This window comes from Marinobacter sp., from assembly GCF_014859525.1.
Taxonomy (GTDB): Bacteria; Pseudomonadota; Gammaproteobacteria; order Pseudomonadales; family Oleiphilaceae; genus Marinobacter.
In genome coordinates, this window is record NZ_JACUUB010000010.1 from 1 (window position 1) to 24196 (window position 24196).

At 57.4% G+C, this 24196-nt stretch carries 24 protein-coding genes, 1 other RNA gene and 1 pseudogene; 5 read left to right on the top strand and 21 right to left on the bottom strand.

The genetic code is table 11. The annotated features are described in order from the left end of the window. Positions 1–105 precede the first annotated feature (105 nt). From IBX51_RS04275 to IBX51_RS04325, 11 genes are all read right to left on the bottom strand, one after another. Complete coding sequence (locus IBX51_RS04275) at positions 106–2292, bottom strand: TonB-dependent receptor (protein WP_291829026.1); 2187 nt, start codon at positions 2290–2292, stop codon at positions 106–108. Positions 2293–2454: 162 nt separating this feature from the next. Next, positions 2455–3738 (bottom strand): phosphoribosylamine--glycine ligase, encoded by a 1284-nt coding sequence (gene purD, locus IBX51_RS04280; RefSeq protein WP_291829027.1) that lies wholly within the window; start codon positions 3736–3738, stop codon positions 2455–2457. 21 nt (positions 3739–3759) lie between these two features. Continuing rightward, complete coding sequence (gene purH, locus IBX51_RS04285; protein WP_291829028.1) at positions 3760–5340, bottom strand: bifunctional phosphoribosylaminoimidazolecarboxamide formyltransferase/IMP cyclohydrolase; 1581 nt, start codon at positions 5338–5340, stop codon at positions 3760–3762. 101 nt (positions 5341–5441) lie between these two features. Further along, the gene (fis, locus tag IBX51_RS04290; protein WP_291829118.1) at positions 5442–5705 is read right to left on the bottom strand and encodes a DNA-binding transcriptional regulator Fis; all 264 of its coding nucleotides are present in this window, start codon (positions 5703–5705) and stop codon (positions 5442–5444) included. A gap of 50 nt (positions 5706–5755) precedes the next feature. After that, positions 5756–6754 carry a tRNA dihydrouridine synthase DusB gene (gene dusB / locus IBX51_RS04295; protein ID WP_367166336.1) on the bottom strand — a complete coding sequence of 333 codons (999 nt, stop codon included), beginning with the start codon at positions 6752–6754 and terminating at the stop codon, positions 5756–5758. A gap of 200 nt (positions 6755–6954) precedes the next feature. After that, positions 6955–8229 carry a DUF3426 domain-containing protein gene (locus tag IBX51_RS04300; protein WP_291829030.1) on the bottom strand — a complete coding sequence of 425 codons (1275 nt, stop codon included), beginning with the start codon at positions 8227–8229 and terminating at the stop codon, positions 6955–6957. Positions 8230–8313: 84 nt separating this feature from the next. Then, positions 8314–9210 (bottom strand): 50S ribosomal protein L11 methyltransferase, encoded by an 897-nt coding sequence (prmA, locus tag IBX51_RS04305; protein WP_291829032.1) that lies wholly within the window; start codon positions 9208–9210, stop codon positions 8314–8316. A gap of 2 nt (positions 9211–9212) precedes the next feature. Then, positions 9213–10559 carry an acetyl-CoA carboxylase biotin carboxylase subunit gene (accC, locus tag IBX51_RS04310; RefSeq protein WP_291829034.1) on the bottom strand — a complete coding sequence of 449 codons (1347 nt, stop codon included), beginning with the start codon at positions 10557–10559 and terminating at the stop codon, positions 9213–9215. Between the two features lie 18 nt (positions 10560–10577). Beyond that, positions 10578–11039 (bottom strand): acetyl-CoA carboxylase biotin carboxyl carrier protein, encoded by a 462-nt coding sequence (accB, locus tag IBX51_RS04315; RefSeq protein ID WP_291829036.1) that lies wholly within the window; start codon positions 11037–11039, stop codon positions 10578–10580. Between the two features lie 27 nt (positions 11040–11066). Next, entirely contained in the window at positions 11067–11507 is a 441-nt protein-coding gene (aroQ, locus tag IBX51_RS04320; protein ID WP_291829038.1) for a type II 3-dehydroquinate dehydratase, read from the bottom strand. A gap of 259 nt (positions 11508–11766) precedes the next feature. Then, on the bottom strand, positions 11767–13380 hold the full coding sequence (locus tag IBX51_RS04325; RefSeq protein WP_291829042.1) for a diguanylate cyclase: 1614 nt from the start codon (positions 13378–13380) through the stop codon (positions 11767–11769). 405 nt (positions 13381–13785) lie between these two features. Between IBX51_RS04325 and IBX51_RS04330 the strand changes: the two genes are divergently transcribed. Then, positions 13786–14838: a DUF2333 family protein gene (locus tag IBX51_RS04330; RefSeq protein WP_291829044.1), complete on the top strand. Its 1053-nt coding sequence runs from the start codon at positions 13786–13788 to the stop codon at positions 14836–14838. Between the two features lie 72 nt (positions 14839–14910). Here the strand turns inward: IBX51_RS04330 and ppa are convergent, their stop codons facing one another. The 3 genes from ppa to rpiA form a co-directional block, all read right to left on the bottom strand. Then, a complete protein-coding gene (ppa, locus tag IBX51_RS04335) occupies positions 14911–15438 on the bottom strand; it encodes an inorganic diphosphatase (protein WP_291829046.1) in 528 nt (175 codons plus the stop codon). Positions 15439–15838: 400 nt separating this feature from the next. Next, on the bottom strand, positions 15839–16978 hold the full coding sequence (locus IBX51_RS04340; protein WP_291829122.1) for an acyl-CoA dehydrogenase family protein: 1140 nt from the start codon (positions 16976–16978) through the stop codon (positions 15839–15841). 140 nt (positions 16979–17118) lie between these two features. After that, positions 17119–17799: a ribose-5-phosphate isomerase RpiA gene (gene rpiA, locus IBX51_RS04345; protein ID WP_291829048.1), complete on the bottom strand. Its 681-nt coding sequence runs from the start codon at positions 17797–17799 to the stop codon at positions 17119–17121. Positions 17800–17933: 134 nt separating this feature from the next. Here rpiA and ilvA point away from each other — a divergent pair, with 134 nt between their 5' ends. Together ilvA and IBX51_RS04355 are read left to right on the top strand one after the other, a co-directional pair. Further along, complete coding sequence (gene ilvA, locus IBX51_RS04350) at positions 17934–19463, top strand: threonine ammonia-lyase, biosynthetic (RefSeq protein ID WP_291829049.1); 1530 nt, start codon at positions 17934–17936, stop codon at positions 19461–19463. A 181-nt stretch (positions 19464–19644) separates the two neighbouring features. Next, entirely contained in the window at positions 19645–19809 is a 165-nt protein-coding gene (locus IBX51_RS04355; protein ID WP_291829051.1) for a hypothetical protein, read from the top strand. Here IBX51_RS04355 and IBX51_RS04360 read toward each other — a convergent pair. The 6 genes and pseudogenes from IBX51_RS04360 to IBX51_RS04385 all read right to left on the bottom strand — a co-directional run. Continuing rightward, positions 19791–20426 carry a 5-formyltetrahydrofolate cyclo-ligase gene (locus IBX51_RS04360; protein ID WP_291829052.1) on the bottom strand — a complete coding sequence of 212 codons (636 nt, stop codon included), beginning with the start codon at positions 20424–20426 and terminating at the stop codon, positions 19791–19793. The two genes, IBX51_RS04355 and IBX51_RS04360, sit on opposite strands and share 19 nt — an antisense overlap. Before the next feature lie 4 nt (positions 20427–20430). Beyond that, positions 20431–20610, bottom strand: a non-coding RNA gene (gene ssrS / locus IBX51_RS04365) — 6S RNA. Positions 20611–20671: 61 nt separating this feature from the next. Beyond that, on the bottom strand, positions 20672–20968 hold the full coding sequence (locus IBX51_RS04370; protein ID WP_291829054.1) for a cell division protein ZapA: 297 nt from the start codon (positions 20966–20968) through the stop codon (positions 20672–20674). Beyond that, positions 20968–21174, bottom strand: coding sequence for a TIGR02449 family protein (locus IBX51_RS04375; RefSeq protein ID WP_291829056.1), 207 nt, complete (start codon positions 21172–21174; stop codon positions 20968–20970). The genes IBX51_RS04370 and IBX51_RS04375 overlap by 1 nt, the downstream gene beginning before the upstream one ends. Positions 21175–21276: 102 nt before the next feature. Continuing rightward, entirely contained in the window at positions 21277–22011 is a 735-nt protein-coding gene (locus IBX51_RS04380; RefSeq protein WP_291829058.1) for an ABC transporter permease, read from the bottom strand. Then, positions 22008–22190, bottom strand: a pseudogene (locus IBX51_RS04385) (ABC transporter ATP-binding protein); the annotation flags it as partial. The pseudogene IBX51_RS04385 and the gene IBX51_RS04380, both read right to left, overlap by 4 nt. A gap of 156 nt (positions 22191–22346) precedes the next feature. Between IBX51_RS04385 and IBX51_RS04390 the strand changes: the two are divergent. After that, positions 22347–22814, top strand: a complete 468-nt coding sequence (locus IBX51_RS04390) for a DUF3299 domain-containing protein (RefSeq protein ID WP_367166338.1) — start codon at positions 22347–22349, stop codon at positions 22812–22814. Here the strand turns inward: IBX51_RS04390 and IBX51_RS04395 are convergent, their stop codons facing one another. After that, a complete protein-coding gene (locus IBX51_RS04395; protein WP_291829062.1) occupies positions 22815–23393 on the bottom strand; it encodes a DUF2796 domain-containing protein in 579 nt (192 codons plus the stop codon). It lies immediately after the preceding gene. A 191-nt stretch (positions 23394–23584) separates the two neighbouring features. Between IBX51_RS04395 and IBX51_RS04400 the strand changes: the two genes are divergently transcribed. Continuing rightward, positions 23585–24184: a UPF0149 family protein gene (locus IBX51_RS04400; RefSeq protein WP_291829063.1), complete on the top strand. Its 600-nt coding sequence runs from the start codon at positions 23585–23587 to the stop codon at positions 24182–24184. Positions 24185–24196: the final 12 nt, after the last annotated feature.

Consider the following 24196-nt stretch of genomic DNA (forward strand, 5'->3'; position numbering starts at 1 on the left):
CGTTGTTGAACGCTAACACTAACCCAGAAAAAAGCCCGGTCAATGGCCGGGCTGAAGTTTTCCTGAGTCAGACGGGTCCATCAGCCTCTTATGAGGAGGTTTCAATCAGAAATCGACGGTAACGCCCAGGGATGCCGTGCGCGGCAGATTGGGCCGGGCGCCATCGGGTGAGCGGGCGATGATTTTCCGGGTATCGAACACATTGTCGAGTTTGGCAAAGACCCGGGCGCCTTCGGCTATGCGGTAGCTGCCGGAGAGATCGACCACGGTGAGCGATTCGGTCTTTCTGAACGTGTTATCGGTGCCGCTGCGATCGCAGCCGTTGTCGATACACATCTCGTCGACATAAGATACATTCACATACGTATCCCACTGGTCACCGGCGCGCAGTCCGGTGCGCAGGTTCAGGACGTTCTCGGGCAGGTAGACCAGGTTGTCGCCCTTGAGGACGTTGCCGGAATCGCTGTCTTTGGTGACCTCGGCATCGGTGTAGGTCCAGGTGGCTTCAACCGGAACCGACAGGCCGTTGGTCAGGACGAACTCATAGCCAGCCAGAGCCTCGATGCCTTGAATGCGGGCTTCACCCTGGCTGACCGAGCCGAAGTCCTGGCCACCAGCGCAAGGGGTGGCCACGGAGCAGTTCTGGACCGTGTTCTCATAGTCGCTGTAAAAGCCGATCAGTTCATAGCGGCCGGCTCCGCGCTGCACCCTTGCGCCAAGTTCATAGTTGGTGCTCAACTCTGGATCAACATCGGTACTGCCCGCACCGGCGGGTGCCATGCCACGGTGAATGCCGGCCAGAAGCGTTATACCACCATCAAGCTTATAGGTTGCGCCGAGGCCCGGCAGCAGTTCACCGGTCGTGTTCGACGCGCGGTCGTGCACATCGGTGCGGGCTTCCTGTTGGTAACGAATCCGACGGGTCTCGATATCTTCGTAACGCAATAAGCCGGTTACAGTAAGCCGGTCGTTCACGGCAATCCGGTCAGCGATGTAGGTGCTCCAGGCCTCGGCTTTCTCAATGGCGTTATTGCTGCCGCTGAGGCCGCTTCCGGAGGTGGTTGAGACATACTGAAGAACCGGCCGGCCGTTAACGATGACCTGATCGAAAGTGTCCACCGGCTGCAGGCGGTCCACGTCGTCTTCGTGGTAGCGTAGGCCAAGGGTCAGGTCGTGGCGCATGCCGGCCAGTTCCAGACCCCAGTCTGCGACAAAGTCGATGCCCCGGGATTCGTATTCGCGAGCGTTATTCTTGATTTCGATGCCGGCCAGATCGGCCTCTCCAAGCAGTTGTTGCTGAGCGAGGGCATCACCGTCATTGGCGGCGTTGATCAGGGAATTCAGGCCAGCGGCCTTGTACCAGTTGCGTTTGAATTGGTTGCGGTAGGCGGTAGTGGTCAGGGTTACATCGTTATTGAAATCCACCAGATGCCGGGCCATGAAACCGGTGCGCTGGGTATCCATGTTATCCCGCTCAGACGCAAAGTAGCGCTGGGCCGGGTTGGCGTTAAAGTCCGCATCGGTCAAGCCGAGGTAAGTTTCCAGGCTCAGCTCTTCGCTGTAATCCACTTTCAGGTCGAGCTGATGATAAACGTCAGCGTCTGGTCGGGTATTCAGTCGGAGCTTGGCGACGTAATCCTGTTTGTCGAAGCCGGCTTTGCGGTCTGACTGGCGGATGTCCTTGAAACCGTCACTCTCATGCTGGTGAGTTTCGATCAACCAGCCAACCTGGTCGCTGTTGGCGCCGTACCAGGCGTGGATCCGTTTGCCGTTATCCTCGGCGATCTCGGCCGTCACCCGGCCGCCGGTAGAGGTGGGAATCGGTGTGGAGCGCAAGTTGATCGCACCGCCAACGGTGGCTGGGCCATAACGGAGCAGGTCTGGTCCTTTCAGCACTTCAACACTGTTGATACGTCCGAAAGACGGGAAGTAATAGGCAGCCGGGCCGGAATAGGGGGCCGGCGCCATGAGCACGCCGTCTTCCATCAGGGTGACCTTACCGGAACGTCCGGAGCCGGAGCCCCGAATGCCAATGTTGGGGCGCAAACCGTAGCCTTCTTCCTCAAGCAGATAAACGCCCGGAACTTCGCGTACCACTCGGTGGATATCGGTGTACTTCATGGTTTCCAGATCCTGCTCGGTAACCACATGCGCTGAGCCGGGCAGGGCGGAGGCGGAGGTTTCGTCACCGATGATAACCAGTTCTTTGAGCGTATGCTCCTGAGCGGCGACGGGCAGTGAGGCCACCATAATGGCGAGGGCTAAAAGGCGACGGGGAAAACGCTGTTGCATAATCGCATCCTGTGAGGGTGGTATTGACTCGGGATGGCAACTATACAAATGATAATCATTAACAACAAGCAAAAATTACCATTTGCTTGTATTGGCTGTGAGGCTTTGAGTACAAAAAACCCGGCACGTCGCCGGGTTGCAATGACCGCTGCAGGTAACGCGTTATTGCTCGCGGGCGATGGCCCGGTAAGCAATGTCGTTGCGGTAGAACATGCCGTTCCAGCGGATTTTCTTTGCCAGCAGATAAGCCCGCTGTTGGGCCTCCGTAACCGTGTTGCCCAGTGCTGTGGCACACAGTACCCGGCCGCCACTGGTCACCACCTGGCCATCTTTCAGGCTGGTGCCGGCGTGGAAGACTTTTTCGCCTTCGACTTCACCGTCTGGTAAGCCGGAAATCACGTCGCCCTTGTTGTAGCTGGCGGGATAGCCGCCAGCAGCCAGAACGATCCCTACGGAAGCGCGTTCGTCCCACTCGGAATCACACTGGTCTAGCTTGCCATCCACGGCAGCCTGGCACAGTTCCACCATGTCGGATTTCATGCGTAGCATGATCGGCTGGGTTTCCGGATCGCCAAAGCGGCAGTTGAACTCGATGACTTTGGGTGTGCCATGGCCGTCGATCATCAAGCCTGCGTACAGGAAACCCTTGTAAGGGTGACCTTCAGCGGCCATGCCGTTGACGGTGGGGTAGATGACCTCGTCCATGATGCGTTGGTGTACCTCGGCGGTGACCACCGGGGCTGGCGAATAAGCACCCATGCCGCCGGTGTTGGGGCCGGTGTCGCCGTCGCCCACGCGTTTGTGGTCCTGGGAGGTGGCCATGGCCAGCACATTTTTGCCGTCGACCATGACGATGAAGGAGGCTTCTTCACCGTCCAGGAATTCTTCGACCACCACACGGCTGCCAGCGTCACCAAAGGCGTTGCCGGCGAGCATGTCGCGGATGGCATCTTCGGCTTCAGCCAGAGTCATGGCCACGATCACGCCTTTACCGGCGGCCAGGCCATCGGCCTTGACCACAATCGGTGCGCCTTTTCCCCGCACGTATGCGAGGGCTTCGTCGACATCGGTGAAGTTGCCGTAATCCGCCGTGGGGATCTTCTGGCGGGCCAGGAAGTCCTTGGTGAAGGCCTTGGAGCCTTCCAGCTGGGCGGCGCCGGCGCTGGGGCCGAAGATGCGCAGGCCGCGGGCTTCAAACTTGTCCACCACACCGGCCACCAACGGGGCTTCCGGGCCGACGATGGTCAGGCCGACGTTGTTGTGTTCGGCAAAGTTGGCCAGACCGTCCAGGTCCATCACGTCCAGATCGACGTTTTCCAGGTTCGGTTCCCGGGCGGTGCCGGCGTTCCCCGGTGCCACGAAGACCTTGTCCGCTAGTGGTGATTGTGCCGCTTTCCAGGCCAGGGCGTGTTCGCGCCCGCCACTGCCAATAACCAGAATGTTCATGTGTTGCTCCTGAATTTTTGATCAGTGACGGAAGTGGCGCATGCCGGTGAAGACCATGGCAATGCCGTGCTCGTTGGCCGCGTCGATCACTTCCTGGTCGCGCATGGAGCCTCCCGGCTGGATCACCGCGGTGATGCCGGCGGCGGCGGCCGCATCAATGCCGTCCCGGAACGGGAAGAAGGCATCCGAGGACATTACCGAGCCTGTCACTTCCAGACCTTCGTCGGCGGCTTTGATGCCGGCGATTTTGGCGCTGTAGACCCGGCTCATCTGGCCGGCGCCCACGCCGATGGTACGGCCGGCCTTGGCGTAGACAATGGCGTTGGACTTGACGTACTTGGCCACTTCCCAGGCGAACAGCAGGTCGTTCAGCTCCTGCTCGGTGGGCTGGCGCTCGGTGACCACTTTCACGTCTTCCATCGCGACCATACCGAGATCACGATCCTGCACCAGCAGGCCGCCGGTCACCCGTTTGTAGTCCATGGTCTGGGCGCGTTCGCCATTGAAGTCGCCGCAGGCCAGCAGACGCACGTTCTTCTTGGCGGCGACGATCTCCAGCGCCTCCGGGGCAATGCTGGGGGCGATGATCACTTCGACAAACTGACGGTCGACGATGGCCTGGGCTGTGGCCGCGTCCAGCTCACGGTTGAAGGCGATGATGCCGCCAAAGGCCGAGGTGGGGTCGGTGGCAAACGCCAGATCGTAGGCCTGCAGAATATCCGCACCGATAGCCACACCGCAGGGGTTGGCGTGCTTGACGATGACACAGGCCGGGTCGGCAAACGGCTTCACGCATTCCAGGGCGGCGTCGGTGTCGGCGACGTTGTTGTAGCTCAGCTCCTTGCCCTGCAGCTGTTTGGCGGTGGCCACGCAGGCTTCGCGCGGGTTGCGCTCGGCGTAGAAGGCGGCACGCTGGTGCGGGTTCTCGCCGTAACGCATGTCCTGGACCTTCACGAACTGAGCGTTGAAGGTGCGCGGGAAGTCGGCGTTGTCGTTGTCCGGAGTGCGGCCGCCCAGGTAATTGGCGATGGCGCCGTCGTAGCCGGCAGTGTGTTCAAATGCCTTTACCGCAAGGTCAAAGCGGGTGCTGTAGGTCAGCTGGCCGTCGTTATCTTTCAGCTCTTTCAAGACCCGGCTGTAGTCGGCGGCGTTAACGACGATGGCCACGTCGTTGTGGTTCTTGGCGGCCGCACGAACCATGGTCGGGCCGCCGATGTCGATGTTTTCAATGGCGGTGGCCAGGTCGCAGTCGGGGTTGGCGACGGTGTCTTCGAACGGGTACAGGTTGACCACCACCATGTCGATGGGGTCGATGCCGTGCTGGGTCATGATGGTGTCATCGGTGCCGCGACGACCCAGAATGCCACCATGAATCTTCGGGTGCAGGGTCTTGACGCGGCCGTCCATCATTTCCGGGAAGCCGGTGTAGTCAGACACCTCGGTGACGGGCACCTGATTCTGCTGCAGCAGACGGAAGGTTCCGCCCGTAGACAGTAGCTCGATGCCGCGTTCAGTTAAAGCACGGCCGAACTCGACGATGCCGGTTTTATCACTCACGCTGATCAGAGCGCGACGGACGGGGGTATTAGCCTGATTTGCCATGGGTCACTTTCTTCGCTGGTCAGATAAGCCGGATTTAGCCTGGGTATAAAGAACAAAGGCCTCGCGAACGGATCCGGGAGGCCCTTGTGGGTCTGGTCTGATTATAGCAGACCGTACTGCTTGAGTTTCTTGCGCAGGGTGCCGCGATTGAGGCCAAGCATGGTAGAGGCTTTGGTCTGGTTGTTACGGGTGTACTTCATCACCTGTTCGAGCAGCGGTGCTTCCACTTCCGACAGCACCAGCTGGTACACCTCGGAGACGGGGGCTCCGTCCAGTTGCTCAAAATAGTTTGTCAGAGCAACCTCGACACTGTCACGCAAGGTGACGCTGTTGCCGCTGTTGTTCACCGTTTGCAACTGATGCATTTCATCGTTCGCCGGTGTGCTCAGGTTGTCGTTTGCCAAAGTCTCAGCGGTCATGCTGCGAATACCTCTCCATTTCGTAAGCCTGAAAAATACTGTTCGATTCGGTCTTTTTGCTCCAGCGCATCTTCGATCGCGTTGAAGCGTTGGCGGAACTGTTTGCTTTGGTCGTGGGACTGCAAATACCAGCCCACATGTTTTCTGGCGATACGCACACCCATTTTTTCACCATAAAAGCTGTGAAGCTCGGCCAGGTGCCCCGTCAATATCTGTTCTACCTCATCCAGCGATGGCGCTGGCAGGTGTTCTCCAGTTTGCAGGTAATGCAGAATCTCCCGGAAAACCCAGGGCCGGCCCTGGGCACCACGACCAATCAACAGCCCGTCGGCACCGGTGTGCTCCAATACCCGGCGGGCTTTTTCCGGTGTGGTGATATCGCCGTTGGCAAAGACCGGAATAGTCACGCAGGTCTTTACTTCTGCAATGGTGTCGTACTCCGCATCGCCGTTGTATTTGTCTGAGCGGGTGCGGCCATGCACAGCGATGGCTTGTATGCCGGCGTCTTCTGCCATGCGGGCAATCACTGTTGCGTTACGGTTGTCCTGATCCCAGCCCGTTCGCATTTTCAGGGTGACGGGGATGTCGACCGCATTGACTACGGCCTCGAGTATCTCCCTGACCAACTTTTCGTCTTTCATCAGGGCAGAGCCGGCGGCTTTGTTGCACACCTTTTTGGCTGGGCAACCCATATTGATGTCGATAATCTGAGCACCAAACTCGGCATTCTGTCGGGCCGCATCGGCCAGCATCTCCGGATCGCCGCCGGCAATCTGTACCGAGCGGGGCTCCGGCTCACCCTGGTGGTTCATCCGGGTGCGGGATTTGCGCGTATGCCAGAGCTTGCTGTCCGCTATGACCATTTCTGACACCGCCAGACCGGCACCCATTCTTCGGCACAACTGCCGGAACGGACGGTCTGTTACGCCGGCCATGGGCGCAACAATAAGCGGGTTGGGCAAGGTGTACGGCCCGATTTTTGCCGTTGGCAGCATGATCTGAGTCCGTGTCACAGCGAATGAAGCAAAATTCGGTGCAGAGCGACTGTTCAATTTATGATCGCTCCAGTTCCCGAAGGGCGGTAATGATACCGCCGGGAACGGCTTGATTGAAGGGCAAAATGGCTTAAAAAATTGATTATTTTTCGTTCTTTCTGGTTGACTTTTGCCCGGTCAGCCGAGGGCGCTGTTTGTCGTCAGGGTGTCCACGACCGAAAGCTCAGGTTGTAGTTGACCGCGTCGCGACCTGGGTCACGAATGCTGATGGCAATTCTGACCGGTGTTTCCGGGGGCATGTTGTCCAGCGATTCGGCATCACCGGCAAGGTATTCTTCGGGCAGGAAGGTGCTTTGCGCAACAACGTCACCGTTGAGGTTTGAGAAGGTCAACGCAATGGCCGGGAATGGTTGTTCAAATCCGGCACGGTTGATGATTTCTGCATCCACAATCAGTTGGCTGCGATTTTCAGGGTCAGTGCGAACGACGAGTTTTCGGCTCTGAATTGCGTCGACATTGACCAGCGGCTTGAGTTTACATCCTGCCAGCTCGCAGCCCTGCTCATAAAAAGGTCTGAGTTGGGGAATGGCAGAGAGGCGGTCAAACTGGAACCAGGTCACCTGTGCCACCAGGGTGCCCAGCAGGGCCAGAACCACGAGTGTCCATAGCGCTGTGCGCAGGCGGCTTCTGCCATGACTCACGGATACCGGATCTCGGCGCAAATCCCGGTAAAGGGTATCGGCTTTCTGACTTGGGCGAGGCTGGGAAGCGGGCGCGCTAACGGCCCGATCATCGTCCGTGGCGGCAAGCGTCAGCTCACTGGTTGCGGCAAGAGCTCCGGATTTTTGTCTGGCCGGCGGTTCGTCTGTTTCAGGCTTGATTTGCTGAGTGGCCTGAGGGTTCTCCTGCGGTGTTTGTTCAACTTCGGAGACCGCTGGCGCGTCTTTGGTTGACACAGGTTCTGGCGCTTCGGTTTTTTGTGGTGGCTCGCTCGCCGTTTCTGATTGCTCAGAGGACTGTTTTGGATGATCCTCCGAAAGCATGGCCTCGGCCCAGCTTTCGTCGACGGCCTTCTTGTCCGGCGCGAGGTCGTCATCCTGATAGCCGGATTGTTCGGGTTCGTCGAATGCCCGAAAGCTGTCGCTTAGCTCATCCTGCGAAAAGGTCAGATTTGTCCCGGCATAACGCCCTTCGGTGGCATCTTCTTCGGGGTTGTCTGCGAAGACGAAATTTTCTTCGTCAGCGCCCGCAGGGGTGCTTGCATCAGGGCTGGGGGTGCCGGATGGTTCCCTCGGCACTGGTTTGTCCGTTGGCGCATCGCTGTGGGCTTTGATGACCTGATGCTCAATCGCATTGAAGACTTTCATGCAGCTGCCACAACGAACCTTGCCCCGCGCGATGCTGAGCTGCTCTTCAGTCACCCGGAAGCGGGTTTCGCAATTGGGGCATTGGGTTTGCAGACTGCTTGAGGTCATGCTTCGTTCCTGAAAGCTTGAGCGCTGATTGATCGCGATACGATCACTACGAATGAGGCAGTTTAGTCCTAAACGGCGAGCTCGTCATCCGCCCTTGCGCCGTCCTGTGAGGCGTATCCAGTCTTCTTTCTGTTCAGGCTCGTCCATTACAAACCACGGCTCGTAGGCCGCCATTACGTCCCGGGCCTGATGGGACAGGATGCCGGAGAGTACCAGGTGGCCTCCGGGCAGGGTCAGCTCCGCCAACCTGGGCGCCAGGCTGATCAGGGGTTGGGCCAGAATGTTGGCCAGCATGACGTCCGCGCGTGTGTCCGGATCGTTACCGGGCAGGTACAGGTCCAGTCGGCGATCTTCAACGCCGTTACGGCGGGCATTGTCGCGACTGGCTTCCAAAGCCTGGGGGTCGGTGTCGACACCGATAACGTGATCAGCACCAAGCAACAGGGCAGCAAGGCCCAGAATGCCGGAGCCGCAGCCATAGTCGGTGATCTGTTTTCCGGTGACATCCTGGCCGTCCAGCCATTGCAGACATAAAGCGGTGGTCGGGTGTGTGCCGGTGCCAAAGGCAAGGCCGGGGTCGAGCAGAAGGTTTGCGGCGTCAGGGTCTGGCGCGTCGCACCAGCTGGGGACAATCCACAGGCGTTCACCAAACTGCAGGGGATGAAAGTCATCCATCCAGGCCCGTTCCCAGTCTTTGTCCTCAACCAGGCTAACGTCGATCTCGGCCAGGGACTGCTGGGTTTGCTGATGCCAGGCGTCCCGGATGTCAGAGCAAAGTTGCTCTATATTCCGGTCAGACTGGAACAGCCCGGTGACGGTAGTCTGGCTCCAAAGCGGCGTGGTGCCCGGGTCGGGTTCGTACAGAGGCTGGTCGGCGGCGTCTTCCATGGAAACGGCGTCTGAGCCCATTTCCATTAACAGGTCCTCCAGCTGATCCGCAGTGTCCGGATCAGCTGGAATCTGGAGTTGTATCCAGGGCATGATTAATCCCGCATCAGTTTCTCAAGGTAGTGGATGGTGAAGTCTACCTGTTTAAAGCCACCATCGCGTACCAGTTTTCGATGCAGAGGTTGATTGGTCTTGATGCCTTCAACCACCATTTCATCCAGTGCGTTCTTCATGCGACGGCGGGCAATTTCCCGATCGTCGCCCCAGGTGATCAGTTTGGCGATCAGGGAATCGTAGTACGGCGGCACGGTATAACCGCTGTAAAGATGAGAATCCACCCGGATGCCATTCCCGCCGGGAGCATGAAAGTGCTTGACCTTACCCGGACTGGGCACAAAGCTTTGCGGGTCTTCGGCGTTGATCCGGCACTCGATGGCGTGGCCGGTGATGTGAATCTCATCCTGGCTGTATTGCAGCGGAAGGCCGCTGGCAATGCGCAGCTGTTCGCGGACGATGTCGACGCCGGTCACCATCTCCGACACAGGGTGCTCTACCTGTATCCGGGTGTTCATTTCGATGAAGTAGAACTCGCCGTCCTGATACAGGAACTCGAAGGTGCCGGCGCCCACGTAGCCGATTTCCTTGCAGGCATCGATACAAGCCTTGAGGGTGCGCTCGCGAGATTCCGGATTAACGTTCGGCGCCGGCGCTTCCTCGATGACTTTCTGGTTGCGGCGCTGCATGGAACAGTCCCGGTCACCCAGATGAATCACATTGCCATGCATGTCGGCCAGCACCTGAACTTCCACATGCCGAGGCGTTTCCAGGAATTTTTCCAGATACACGGTCGGGTCGCCGAAGGCATTTTTAGCTTCGGTCTGGGTAATCTGGACGGCTTTAAGCAGTGCGGCTTCCGAGTGCACCACCTGCATGCCCCGGCCACCGCCGCCCGATGCAGCTTTGATCATTACCGGGTAGCCAATCTGACGGGCCAGCATCAGGTTGCGTTCGTCGTCATCCGTCAGCGGGCCGTCGGAGCCAGGCACCGTTGGAACACCGGCCTTTTTCATGGCTTCGATGGCAGATACCTTGTTGCCCATCAAGCGAATGGTTTCCGCACGGGGGCCGATAAAGCGGAAACCGCTCTTTTCGACTTGCTCCGCAAAATCGGCGTTCTCTGCCAGAAAGCCATAGCCTGGATGTATGCCGACGGAGTCCGTTACCTCTGCCGCACTGATGATGGCGGGGATGTTCAGGTAGCTCTCAGTCGGGCTGTTCGGGCCGATGCAGACGGTTTCGTCTGCCAGGCGAACGTGCATCAGGTCGCGATCGACCTGAGAGTGAATCGCTACTGTCTTGATGCCCAACTCTTTGCAGGCTCGGAGTATGCGCAGGGCGATTTCACCGCGGTTTGCGATCAGAACTTTTTCTAACATAGCCATGGTTAGCAATCACCGAATTCAGGAAATGACGACCAGGGGCTGGTCAAACTCCACCGGCTGGCCGTTCTCGACCAGAATTTCGGTGACGGTGCCGGCTTTGTCTGCCTCGATCTGATTCATCATCTTCATGGCTTCAACTATGCAGATGACGTCGCCCGCATTCACCTTTTGGCCAACCTCAATAAACGCAGAGGCGCTGGGTGATGGCGACCGGTAGAAGGTGCCAACCATAGGCGATTTGACCGCATGGCCATTGATCGCGGCCGGTGCGGCAGGCACATCGGCGGGCGCTGCTTCGGCAACCGGTGCCGGTGCTTGCGGTGCGGGTGCCGAGTAGTGGCTGACGTAATGGCCCGCGCCGGCTGTTTGCTCGCGACGGCGGGAGATACGAACGGAATCGTCGCCCTCGTGAATCTCTAACTCTTCGACGTCTGACTCTTCAAGCAATTCAATCAGCTTCTTGATCTTGCGAATATCCATAACTGTTCCAGTCCCGTTGTCTCTGGTCTATCGGTGAATTCGGTGCAGAGCAGCTTGCAGGGCGAGGTCGTAGCCCTGGCTGCCCAGCCCACAGATAACGCCTTCGGCAATATCTGAAAAGTAGGAGTGATGGCGGAAAGGTTCCCGCGCATGCACGTTCGACAAATGCACTTCTATAAACGGTATGCCAGAGGCCAGCATGGCGTCTCTGAGGGCAACGCTGGTATGGGTGAAGGCAGCGGGATTGATAAGGATGAAGTCCACCCCTTCAGCCCGGGCTTCGTGCACTCGTTCGATCAATTCATATTCTGCATTGGATTGCAGGTGCAGCAGGTGATGGCCTTTCTCAGCTGCTTGCGCCCGCAAACGATCATCAATGTCAGCCAATGTCTCATAGCCATAAACCTCGGGTTCTCGGGTGCCGAGCATGTTGAGGTTGGGGCCATGCAGTACAAGTATGGTCGACATGGTTTTGTCTGCCTTGATATCTTTTTTACAGGATCGCCGAAGATAACGGCACGTTACCTAAATGGTGCGTACTTATTACCCTCAGATCAACACTTTTTGACAATCTTGCCGAGCCTTTGCCGATCTTGAAAAGATTACACAGCAATTGCCATTCGTGCGATGACATTTCGTTGATGGCAATTATTGTGGTGGATGAGAACCGGTGCCGGTATTCGACATTGGTTTCATGGGGCCGGGCAGACCGCCCGGCCCTGGTGGGTCAGGACTCCGCCAAGGTGACGCAGTTGCGCCCGTGTTCCTTGGCGGTGTAAAGGGCCCGATCTGCTCGCTCACAAAGTGACTGGGAGCTGTCTCCATCCCAGGCGGCAACACCGCAGCTGAAGGTGACGTTGAATTCCCGGTCGCCCGCCGGCTGCACCAGCTCGGAGAAGCGCTCACGAATTTCATTGAGCACGTTGCGTGCATCGCTTGGGCGAGTGTTAGGCAGGATGATGGCGAACTCTTCACCCCCATAGCGGCCAATGTGATCGGTTTTGCGCAGGCGCTGCTTGAGAAACATGGACAGGCTGCGCAGTACCCGATCCCCAATAGGATGGCCGAAGGTGTCGTTTACTTTTTTGAAGTAGTCGATGTCGAGCATGGCAAAGCACAGGGGCTGCTGCTTTTGCTGGGCGCGCACGATCTCCTGCTCCAATAGATGCAGAGTGTGAGTGTGGTTGTACAGACCGGTCAGGCTGTCGCGGATCATCAGCGCCAGCAACGAGCGAGCTCTGCGGCCGCGGTTGTGGATGGTGGCGATCAGATGTTTTGGGTCAATGGGTTTGGTCAGGAAGTCATCGCCGCCCAGGCTCATGGCGTGTAGCTGTTTGGTGACGTCTTCTTCGGCCGACAGGTAGATGATCGGTACGCTGTGGAAGCGATCCTGCTGGCGAATAACCCGGGCAATCTCCATGCCGGTGCAGCCGGGCATATACATATCGAGAATAATGATTTCGGGTGAAAATTCTTCCAGTGCATGAATAATCTGCATGGGGTCGGTGATGATGTGAGCGGTCATGCCCGCTTTCTTGAGCACCGTTTCCATGTACTTGGCCTGGGCCCGGGAGTCGTCCAGAACCAGCACTTTATAAGGCTCTACCGTGTTGCCATGGGTGTAGGTTTCGATCTTCTCGATCAGTTGTCCCGGGTCCACGGCCGGGTAGAAGAACTCTTCGCCGCCGCAGCGGGAAGCTCTCAGCCGGGTTTCAATGGTGCCGTCCTCATCGCTCATGAAAATGATCGGAATGGGGGTGTCGTGCTGCTCTTGCAGATGCTCTACCGTCCCGATGCCTGCATTGATGGCGCCGCCGAAATTGACGTCCATCAGAATGGTTTCAGGCTTGCTCAGGGCGCAGGCTTCTGCCAGGTCCGAAGCGGCACCGAAAGCAGACGCGCGGAAACCGAAAAACTCCAGTTGCCGAATCAGCCGGGCCGCCATTTCCTGATTAGACAGTGCGATGTAAACCGGGGTTCGCCGGTATTGGTGAGGAGCGTCTGTTTCTGCCTGATCGCTGCGCCGTTGAGTGCAATGGCGCAGAGCTTCGGTGGCATCTTCCAGCTGGTGCTCGCGGTCATCGTTCAACGGGGCACTTTGGTGCCAGTCGGTGAGCAGGCCAAGAATGTGCTCAGCCGCGGCGGCATGGCTCTCCATTTCAAAGCGCTTGGCGTATCGCACCAGTTTGTCGGTGGCAGAGATAAGGTCGGCTCGATGGCTGCCTGCCTGGTTACGGTCTTCGCGGATTTTCTGCCAGGTATCCAGAACCACTCGGGCTTGGGTGGTAACACGGCGGGCGAAATGCTGCCTGAGCTTATCTTTCTGGCTTTCGTCGGTCATGGGGCTCCGGCCTGTCTGTTTTCATTTTTAGTGGTCCGATCCGGCAGGACGAACTTTTTAACCTTAGTCCTTTTGCAGAGTCTATAGTGTTTAATGTTGTCGGCGTAGGTTGCGCTATGTAAATGTTTGTCAACTCTGCGGTACAGGTCACACACTGCCATCAGAACACTCATCGGATCGGGGCTGGACTCGCCTGGGTGAGGTGGGGCTGCGGGTTCTGGCTTCAGTCGGGGATTGCCATCGCCCGCAGCCGTGGTGTGAAGGTTGTGTTGCGACCGGAGTAGAAACTGCAGTTGAATACTCGGTACTCTGTAAGCCGTAAGCTGGGTATCGATGGGGCCATGGGATATCATCTGGGCATGGCATTTGCCGCCGAACAATCATAAACAGGGGAAGCATAGCCTTATGTCGGGCAAGATCAGACAGTACTTCAGCGACAAGAAGGACGACCTGCAGGATTACGCCAGTGGCAGTGGTGTGGTCGGAAAACTCGTTATGGTGATCCTGGTGGTTTATCTGCTGATTACCATTGTGCTTGGCATTTACTGGAGTCGTGAGCCGGCGACCTTCTCGGTACGTGAGCATACACGGACACTGGCCAGCGAAATGGAACGTGAGCCCGTGGCTGGTTTTGCGACCACAGCCACCATGATTCGTCTTGCGGAAACCCTCCTGGACAAGCCGGGTGGCTACATCTCCAACGACATTTTTCCGCCGGGTTTGTGGATGGATAACATGCCGTACTGGGAGTACGGTGTGCTGGTTCAGCTACGGGATCTGTCTCGCGCCATGCGGCGGGACATCAGTCGCGCCCAAAGCCAGTCCGCGGAAGACCCGGATTTGATCATCGCAGAACCTCAGTTCCATTTTGACAGCGGCAGTTGGGCGATTCCATCCACCGAGCGGGAGTACCGTCGGGGCATCAATGCTCTGCATCGTTATCTGGAGCGACTGTCTCACCCGGATCAGCCAAATGCCCAGTTTTTTGCCCGAGCGGATAACCTGAATAATTGGCTGGCTGATCTTGAAACCCGACTGGGCAGCCTGTCCCGCACTCTCGGCGAGAGTGTTGGCAAAGCCTCGGTCTCGGATGCCATGGCCAACCTGAACCCGGACGATCCGCTGCAGGAAGAGACCGGCGGTTCGGAAGTCAAAACACCCTGGACACAAATTGACGACGTGTTCTACGAAGCCCGCGGCAGTGCCTGGGCCTTGTTGCACATTTTCCGGGCTATTGAAGTGGACTTCCGCAAGGTGCTGCAAGACAAGAACGCGATGGCCAGTGTGAAGCAGATCATTATTGAGCTGGAAGGCACTCAGGGTACCATGTGGAGTCCGGTTATCCTGAACGGCAGTGGTTTCGGGGTGCTGGCAAACCATTCACTGACCATGGCCGCCTACCTGTCGCGGGCCAATTCGGCGATCAGTGATATGCGGGACCTGCTGTCACGGGGCTGAACCGAACCGCCAATACGAAAAAAGCCGGGCCACTGCATAAGCGGCCCGGCTTTTTTCATGTCTGCACCGGTATCAGCCTTTGTAGGCGTTGACCGAGTCGACAATGGCTTGTTTGGCTTCAGCGGCGTTGCCCCAGCCTTGTACCTTGACCCACTTGCCGGGCTCGAGGGTTTTGTAGTTCTCGAAGAAGTGGCGGATCTGGTTGCGCAGCAGCTCCGGCAGGTCGTCAATTTCTTTGATATCGTGGTAGGTGGTGGTCAGCTTGTCGTGAGGCACGGCAACCAGCTTGGCATCACCACCGGCTTCGTCTTCCATGTTCAGCACGCCCACTGGGCGGCAACGGATGACCGAGCCAGCCTGGATCGGGTAGGGCGTAACAACCAGTACGTCCAGGGGGTCGCCGTCGTCAGCCAGGGTGTGGGGGATGAAGCCGTAGTTGGCCGGGTAGAACATGGGGGTAGCCATGAACCGGTCAACCAGCAGGGCGCCCATGTCTTTGTCCAGCTCGTACTTGACCGGGGAGCTGTTCGCCGGGATTTCGATGGCTACGTAGATGTCTTCTGGCGGGTTCTTGCCAGCGGGAATGTTGTCGAATTGCATGTGCGATCCTTCCTGGTACGTTAGGTACGTTTAACTGCGTTCAAAAAGTGGACGTAATTATACGGAAGTCTCTTGCCATTCGAAACTAAACCTTGGTCTGTGGCTCATCGATAGTGCCTGCGTCGGTGGGGTGTGCCTTTCCAGAACACGCCTACAAGTACGTCCCTGTAGGCTCGTTTCGGGCCGTCCATGGCCCTCAACGGTTCTGGAAAGGCACACCCCACCAACGCCCGAAGTCTCTGCGAATATTGTTGGGAGCCCGTACCGAGTTTGGCGAGGGGCGTACCAAGGTACTTTCCAAAACTGTGCGGAGCCATGGATGGCGGAGCCCAAGCGTCACACGGACGTGCCGAAGGAGCGTGTTTTGGAAAGCACCTTGGTACGCCCCTAACTCCAGCGATTAAAGCCTGATTTGCTTGGCAATCAGCTCCTTCATGATTTCCGTAGTGCCGCCGCCAATGGACAGAAGCTTGGCATCCCGATACAGCCTCTCTACCACGGATTCACGCATATAGCCCATGCCACCGAACAGCTGCACCGCTTCGCGGGTGACCTTTTCACACACATCCACCGAGAAGTTCTTGGCCATGGCCACCTGTTTGATCGGATTCTTGCCGGCCTGCATCAGCGCGGCGCAGCGGTAGGTGTATTCCCGGGCGATATCGATCTGGGTCGCCATGTCCACGAGTTTGTGGCGGGTGACCTGGAAGCCGGCGATGTTGCGGCCGAAGGCCTGGCGTTGTTTGGTGTAGTCCAGGGCCGCCTCGTAGGCCAGTTGGGCGGTCATGTAGGCCATGATGGACAAACTCAGACGCTCGGCCAGGAAGTTGCTCATAATGGCGATAAAACCGGCATTCTCGGCGCCGATCAGGCGATCGGCGGGTACCCGGCAATCTTCGAAGAACAGCTCGGCGGTGTCGCTGGCCCACCAGCCCATTTTCTTGAGTTTCTTGCCGGTAGAGAAGCCAGGCGTGTCGCGGTCGATCAGCAGCAGGCTGATGCCAGCGTGGCCTTCGCCCCCGGTGCGCACAGCCACCGTGTAGTGATCGGCGCGGATGCCGCTGGTGATGAAGGTTTTGCTGCCGTTGACGATGTAGTGATCGCCATCTTTTACCGCGCGGGTTTTCAGGTTGGCAACGTCGGAGCCGCCGCCCGGTTCGGTAACCGCAAGCGCAGCGATTTTTTCGCCACGTAATATCGGTGGTACGATCTGTTCCCGGATTTCCTTCTTCGCCCACTTGGCGACCGGCGGCAGCCCAATGTCCAGGGAGCCGATGCTGGCCACAAAGCCGCCGGAGGTGGAACGCATCAGTTCCTCGGAAACCGCGACTTTCATAAAAATATCGCCCTCACCGAGGCCGCCCAGAGCCTCGGGGAAGCCAATACCCAGAAGCCCTGCGTCGCCTGCGAGCTGGTAGATTTCCCGGGGGAATTCGCCGGCTTCTTCCCAGTCGTCTATGTAAGGGCGTACGTGGGTTTCGATAAATTTGCGCGCGGTCTGGCGCACCTGTTCGTGGGTTTCGTTGAAGTAGTCAGACACGGATTCGCTCCCTGTGTACTTGTTTTTCGATGGGACGAGTGTCGCGCAATCTCCGTCACCAAGCAAGCGCTTGGTTTGCATTTCGCCGGGCACAAAAAAACTGGCCCGGTTGGCCAGCTTTCTGGAGGCAATCCCTGGTGTCATGCTCCGTTGCGGGGGATGCTCTTCACGCCCTCGCGGGTGCCCAGCAGTAACAGGTCCGCCGGGCGACGGGCGAACAGGCCATTGGTGACCACGCCCACGATGTTGTTCAGTTTTTCTTCCATCTGGATCGGGCGGGAGATGTCCAGGTTGTGGACGTCGATGATGATGTTGCCGTTGTCGGTGGTAACACCGTCACGGTACACCGGGTCGCCACCGAGCTTGACGATTTCTCGGCCAACATGGCTGCGTGCCATGGGGATGACCTCCACCGGTAGCGGGAAGTCGCCAAGGATGCCCACCATTTTTGAGTCGTCAGCAATGCAAATGAACGTTTTGGCCACCGCCGCTACGATTTTTTCCCGGGTCAGCGCGGCGCCGCCGCCTTTGATCAGTTCCAGGTTGGCGTTGGTTTCATCCGCCCCGTCTACATAGAACTCCATTTGGCTGATGCTGTTCAGGTCGTAGACTTCGATGCCGTGTTTTCTCAGGCGCTCAGCGGTGGCTTCGGAGCTTGCCACGGCGCCGTCGAAGTCGTCTTTGTACTGAGCAAGGAGGTCGATAAAAAAGTTGGCGGTACTGCCAGTGCCCACGCCAACAATGCTGCTGCGCTCCAGTTTTGGGGCAATGTAGTCCACGGCTGCTTTGGCAACGGCTTGTTTGAGTTCGTCCTGCGTCATGGTGGGCTCCGGGAAAAGCATGATGATTTTGTGCGGATTATACCCGTGCAGGGTCTCTGCTTATAGACGGCTGCCGTGCAAAGTTTCTACACTGTGGGTTTTTCCACGCCAAATCACCAGCAACCGGAACCATCATGCCGCAACGCTATATCAAGAAGATTCTCGATGCGCGGGTCTATGACGTCGCCATCGAAACACCCCTGACTGAAGCCCGTAGCCTCTCCAAGCGCTTTGGCAACAATATTATGCTCAAGCGTGAAGACCTTCAGCCGGTGTTTTCCTTCAAGATTCGTGGCGCCTACAACAGGATTGCCCAGCTCTCTGAAGAGCAGAAGGCCAAAGGTGTGATTTGTGCGTCTGCCGGTAACCATGCCCAGGGTGTGGCACTGGCCGCCAAGAAACTGGGTATCAAGGCGGTGATCGTGATGCCCCAGACCACGCCTGAAATCAAGGTGCGGTCGGTGCGGGATCATGGTGCGCGAGTGGTACTGAAGGGTGATGCCTTTGATGAAGCCGCCATTCATGCTCAGGAGTTGATCAAAAAGCATGGCTACACCTACATTCCGCCTTACGACGATCCGGATGTGATTGCCGGCCAGGGCACCGTGGCCATGGAGATCATGTGGCAGTTCAGTAAGCCGATCCACGCTATTTTTATTTGCGTGGGCGGTGGCGGACTGATTGCAGGTATGGCTGCGTATATCAAATACTTACGCCCCGAGATCAAAGTGATCGGCGTTGAGCCGGAAGATTCCAACTGCCTGCAGGCTGCGTTAGCGGCGGGCGAACGGGTAATTCTGGATGAAGTCGGAATATTTGCGGACGGCGTGGCGGTCAAACAAATCGGTGAGTACCCCTGGGAAATCTGCAAAGATCATGTGGACGAAGTGATCACGGTATCGACCGATGAAATCTGCGCTGCGATCAAAGACGTTTTTGAAGATACTCGCTCTATTGCGGAACCTGCGGGGGCTTTGGGCGTGGCAGGCATCAAAAAATACATAGAGCGAGAGCAGATCGAGAACGAGAACCTGATTGCCACGCTCAGTGGTGCCAACATGAACTTTGACCGCCTGCGTTACATCTCCGAGCGGACCGAAATCGGTGAGAAGCGTGAGGCGATTCTGGCGGTGACTATCCCCGAACGCCCGGGCGCTTTCAAGAGCTTTATCAATGCCCTGCATAAACGGAGCCTCACTGAGTTCAACTATCGCTATTCGGACTCCGAGAGTGCCACCATCTTTGTTGGTATCCAGATCCAGGCGGGTGGACATGGTCGGGAAGAGCTTGTCCAGGAGCTCCGTGAAAACGGCTATTCTGTGATCGATCTTACCGACAGCGATTTGGCCAAGCAGCATATTCGGCATATGGTTGGCGGCCATGCGCCCTCGGTGGCCAACGAAGTCGTTTACCAGTTCGAGTTTCCCGAGCGCCCGGGCGCCTTGCTGAAGTTTTTGATGTCTCTCGGTACCCGTTGGAACATTTCCCTGTTTCACTACCGTAACCACGGCGCTGCCTACAGTCGTGTTCTGCTGGGAGCTCAGGTAGACGGCGATGAGATTACCGACTTTGAAGGCATGCTGGATAAGGTCGGTTTCCGCTATGAAAACATGACCGATAACGAGGCGTATCGCCTGTTCCTCGGATCTGGGAACCGCAAGTAATCGACGGCCAGGTCTCCCTGACGAGGGGGCTTGGCCGTCGATATCAAAGTTAACGTAACGGTAATCTGTCAAAAATTGTAAAAATCGAGTTACGTGTTAGTCTTTCGTTTAATTCTGGGAGTCAAGAATAGTTATCTGATTTTCCACCAATTAATCCAAATAATAAGCAGGAATTCATGTCATGGGTAGTAAGCCGGATATCATTCGCACCATTGTGCTGATCTTTGCTGTCGGCCTGGTTGTGACCGGATTTACCTCCATCCAGGCATCTGAAGATAAAAGCGCAGACCGACACCTTCCGGCGACCAGCTTTACCCAAGTACCCAATCAGCGCCTGAACCGATAACAGGCCGCGTCTGTCACTACGCCGTGCAGGGGGACATCCCAGGGCTCAACAGGCAGTGACGCTACCTTCTGAAAATCATGGGCCAGCCCGATCAGTTTCGGTGCCATTGCCGGCCGTAACCGGCTGAATGCAAAGGTTCGGTCATAAAATCCTCCGCCCATTCCCAGTCTTCCCCCTTGTTCGTCAAAGCCAACCAACGGAAACAGCACGGCATGCAATGCCCAGGCTGGCCTGCGCCTTGCTGTCGGGAATGGGGGTTCGGGAATGCCAAAGCGGTTAGCCGTCAGCTCAACGCCTTCATCGTAGGGGCCGAAGACCAGTTTGCCCGGGTGGATGGGGTGCAGAATGGGCAGATAAAAATGGGTGCCTCGGCGTCGACCAAGGTCTATGTAAAGTTGTGGGTCAATTTCACCGTCGTTGGGAAGATAGATGCCAATGTGTCGGGCGCGCAACAAGTCGGGATGCTTCAGCAGGTTCAGAGCCAGTTGCTCAGATGCCTGTTGTTGCTGGTCGAAGGAGAGTGCCCGCCGTTTACGGCGCAAAAGTTTGCGCAGTTCGCTTCTGGGAAGATGGTCAGGATGGGCTTCAAACGGATGAGTTAGGGGGTACTGGCTCAAAAGAAAGCTTCCCGGGCTGCCGTTATCGGATGTAGCCCTTGAACCCAAAGTTCAAGGTCGGTGGCCGCTGTGACATATTAGGCTTTCCCCCTTGGGGGACGTGCTCACAATGCCCTGAAGTGGCCACCTGGGTAGTGCGCATCGGCTCGAGGACGTACCCGACCAGCGAACAGCCCAGGAAGTTGAAACCATTATACGGGCAGTGGCGGGTCGGATTGCAACCCCATTCCCGGAATCTTTCCGGGTCAGTTGCCCGATGGGCCGCCAAGCGCGTCATCCAACCGGTTGTCCATGGCCCTGAGCAGGCTGCTGGTAGCGTGAGACATGGTGTCGCGCTCCAGTAACTCGTGTGTCATATTCAGCGCAGCCATCACTGCAATGCGCTCGGTGCCGAACACTTTGCCGCTGGAGCGGATTTCCCGCATTTTGCTGTCCAGGTGTCTGGCTGCGCGCAACAGGGCTTCCTGCTCCTCTTGCGGACAAGCCACCAGGTATTCCTTGTCAAGAATTCTGACTTCAACGGTGGTTGACTGCTGTGACATCAGTGGTGCTCCAGCGCCCGAAGGCGGCCGATCATGGCTTCAATCTTGTTTTTGGCAAGATCGTTTTTGTGCGTTAACTGGGCTCGCTCACGATTCCAGTCGTCCTGCAGCTCCCGCAACAGGGCGTTATCCTTCTCCAGCTTTTCGCAGTGCTCGATCAGCTTGTCCAGCTTGTCCGCTAATGCTTGTACTTCGGACTGTTCCATGACGTGCCCAACAACAGTGAGTTAAGTGTCAGTAACTATAAGTGTCGATGCCAGACCGGTCAATTTAACGCCTTGTCATGCCACGACAACCCGTGATGCGCGTCACCTTTGGCGGCAGGTCAGCTCTCGCCTCCGGTGCCAAATCCTAATTTTCGGCTTCGCCACCAGGTTGTCATCGCAGGCACCATTGAGACCAGCAGGGCGGCGATGGGAACAGAGCTGAGTAACAGCCATTCCTGTTGATTCAGGGCGCGCAGGCTGATCTGAATGCCGTATTGCTGCAAAAGCCAGGGGCTGAGGCCTGTGATCGCTGCGCCCCCCGCCGTGAGACAGAACAATTTCATCGTCGACCTGGTGGTTCAGTTGCCGGGCCACGCCGGCACCCAGAACCACGTCAAACAGGTCGTCAAACCATTCACCCCGGGCCAGCTCAAGCGCCTGATTATTGCCGTACTGGAAGTGCTTGAGAAACTGATCGTTGGTGCTTACTACCCGGTAACCCCGGTAACTGTCGCCCAGCGAGATCGGAATCAGCCAATCAATCCGGCTGTCCTGCGCCATGGCCTGGAACGTCGACCAGCGGATGTTGTTGGTGGCGTCGCCGATGTGGAACACCGTGTACATCAGAAGGTTGAGCTGGCCGCTGCGGGCACCGACGATCAGGTCGGTGCCGCTGATGGTGCTGGTGAATGACTGTCGGATGTCGGTGCGCAGGTACTGAATGCCGAGTAGCAGTGTCACGCTGAGCGTGAGCGTCAGGCACACCAGGGCCAGCACTCTGCGGCGATACCAAAGGCTGGCGGTCGCGAGGGAGAGGGCGAGGCGAACTTTGCTCATGCGTTATCTCCCAGTGCCATTTGATGGTGGAAGTGGCTGGCCAGGGCTCGATCGTGGCTGACAAAAACCACCGAGCAGCGGCGCTGTTCCGCGAGGGACAGCAATAAGTCCAGAAAACGATCCCGGTTGTCGGCATCCAGAGCGGAGGTGGGCTCGTCAGCAAGGATGATCTCGGGTGCGATCCGGGAATAACGGCGTGTTGGCCTGACCCGGCCAGCAGAAACGGAGTTCGTGGGTTATGATGGTGCCCGTTACACGGCTGACCCCATGTGGAGTGGTATTTGATGAGTGTTACTTTGCGATTCCGAAAATGGATAGCGCGGCTTGGACCGCTTATGTTGCTGGTGGTTTCATCGGTTGTCTATGCAGAAGCCCGGGAAATCGATTGGCTGGAGCTTATGCCCGCCGAAGACCTTGCCCTGCTTGAGAGTATGCCCGAAATCGAACACGAGGGGGACGGCCCCGCTTTGCTGCCGGATGAAATCATGACCGGGCGGGTGGTGCCAGAAATGGGTGATGTTGATGGCCGGATTCCCGGCTTTGTGGTGCCACTAAAAGTTACCAACGACATGCGCATCCTCGAATTCTTCCTGGTTCCGTACTATGGCGCTTGCATTCATGTGCCACCGCCACCGCCCAATCAGATCATTCACGTCGAATACAGTGAGGGTTTTACTCTGCAAGCCCTCTATGACCCAGTCTGGATAGAGGGCAAGCTGGTGATTGATCGTACCGAGAACGATCTTGGCACTTCGTCCTATTCCATGCTCGCTTCGTCGGTCAGGCCCTACACAGAGTTTTGATTAACGGTTTAGTTGGAACTGCGTATTGGCTGGTGACAAGCGAGTGGCACCCTGGCCTTGGGGCCCTACCCACTGAACGTTCAGGTGCTCCAAGTCCGGGAACCGGGGCATCAGGCTGGTTTCCAGGCGGGTGCCCTCAGACAGCCCCGGGCAGTTCAGTGACTGAGTGATTTCCACATCGGCATGGGCCGTGCGCTGTGCGTGCTTGTCATGATGCTTGTGCCCGTGGTCATGCCCATGATCATTATCCATAGTGCCCCAGCTAATGTGCGTTGCTGAAGATGTCAGAGAGCATGCCCCGCCCCGGGTGTTGATCAGCGGCGTCTCCGCGGCCCAGCTTTCAAGCGACTGCACACTCTGGCGCTGTTCGTCGGTCCGGGGCTTGTGCTCGAAGCCTGTCAGGTTGTAGGCCGGCGACAGCAGGAGCAGATCGATGCGCTCATTTTCAATGGCAATTTGCAGATCGGCATGACCATGTTGGTGCGCGGCGGGATTGTCTGATGCCAGCGCAGGTATGGCCGCAAAGCCGAAGGCCATTATTAACGATGCGGTGCGTAATGCGGAGTTCAGGAAAGGCATATCGGAGACCTCTGGTAGTTTTTGATATGTTATAACATTTTTGTGTTTTTGCTCGAACAAAATCAAGCCTGATATGTGGCCGTCAGTGCCACGCGTCTGCTGGAATGCTAGGATATGGGCTTGTCACAATGCATGTGGAGCTGTGGATAGCTAAGCCGGCCAGCTCCCCCGATACAGGAACGCACGGTTTCATGTCTGACACCGATACCTCTGGTGCTGCCCGCGCCGCCGAATTTGAGCGCTGGGCCAATGTTTACACGATTCACAAAGCCTTCAGCCATCCTTCTGAGCTCCACGGTTTACTTTGTGGTCGGCTCGCAGCCGGTTCTCGTATTCAGGAGAACGAATGGTTGGCTCTGGTCTGCGAACAGATGGGGCTGGCCGAACAGACGATGAACGAGTCTGAAGATCTGGCACCGTTTATGAGTGGTGCCTATGACAGGGCGCTGGCTCAGCTTCAATCTTCGGAGCTCAGCTTTCAGCCTTTGCTGCCGGATGATGATTACGCCATCGAGCAACGTCTGGAAGCGCTAACAGCCTGGGTGCGCGGCTTTCTGCAGGGCATGGCTCTGGCCGCGGGCGAGTCGCTCGGCCAGGCGCCGGATGAAATCCGCGAGTTGATCGAGGATATGGTTGCGATTAGCCAGCTGTCGGAAGACGAAGACTCCGATGAAGAAAGCGAGCAGCAACTGTTGGAAATTACCGAATACATACGTCTGGGTGCGCTGGCGGTGTTTACCGAATTCAATGAGCCGGAAAAGCCGGCCAGTGGCGCGCCGACACTGCATTGACCTGGAGATCTC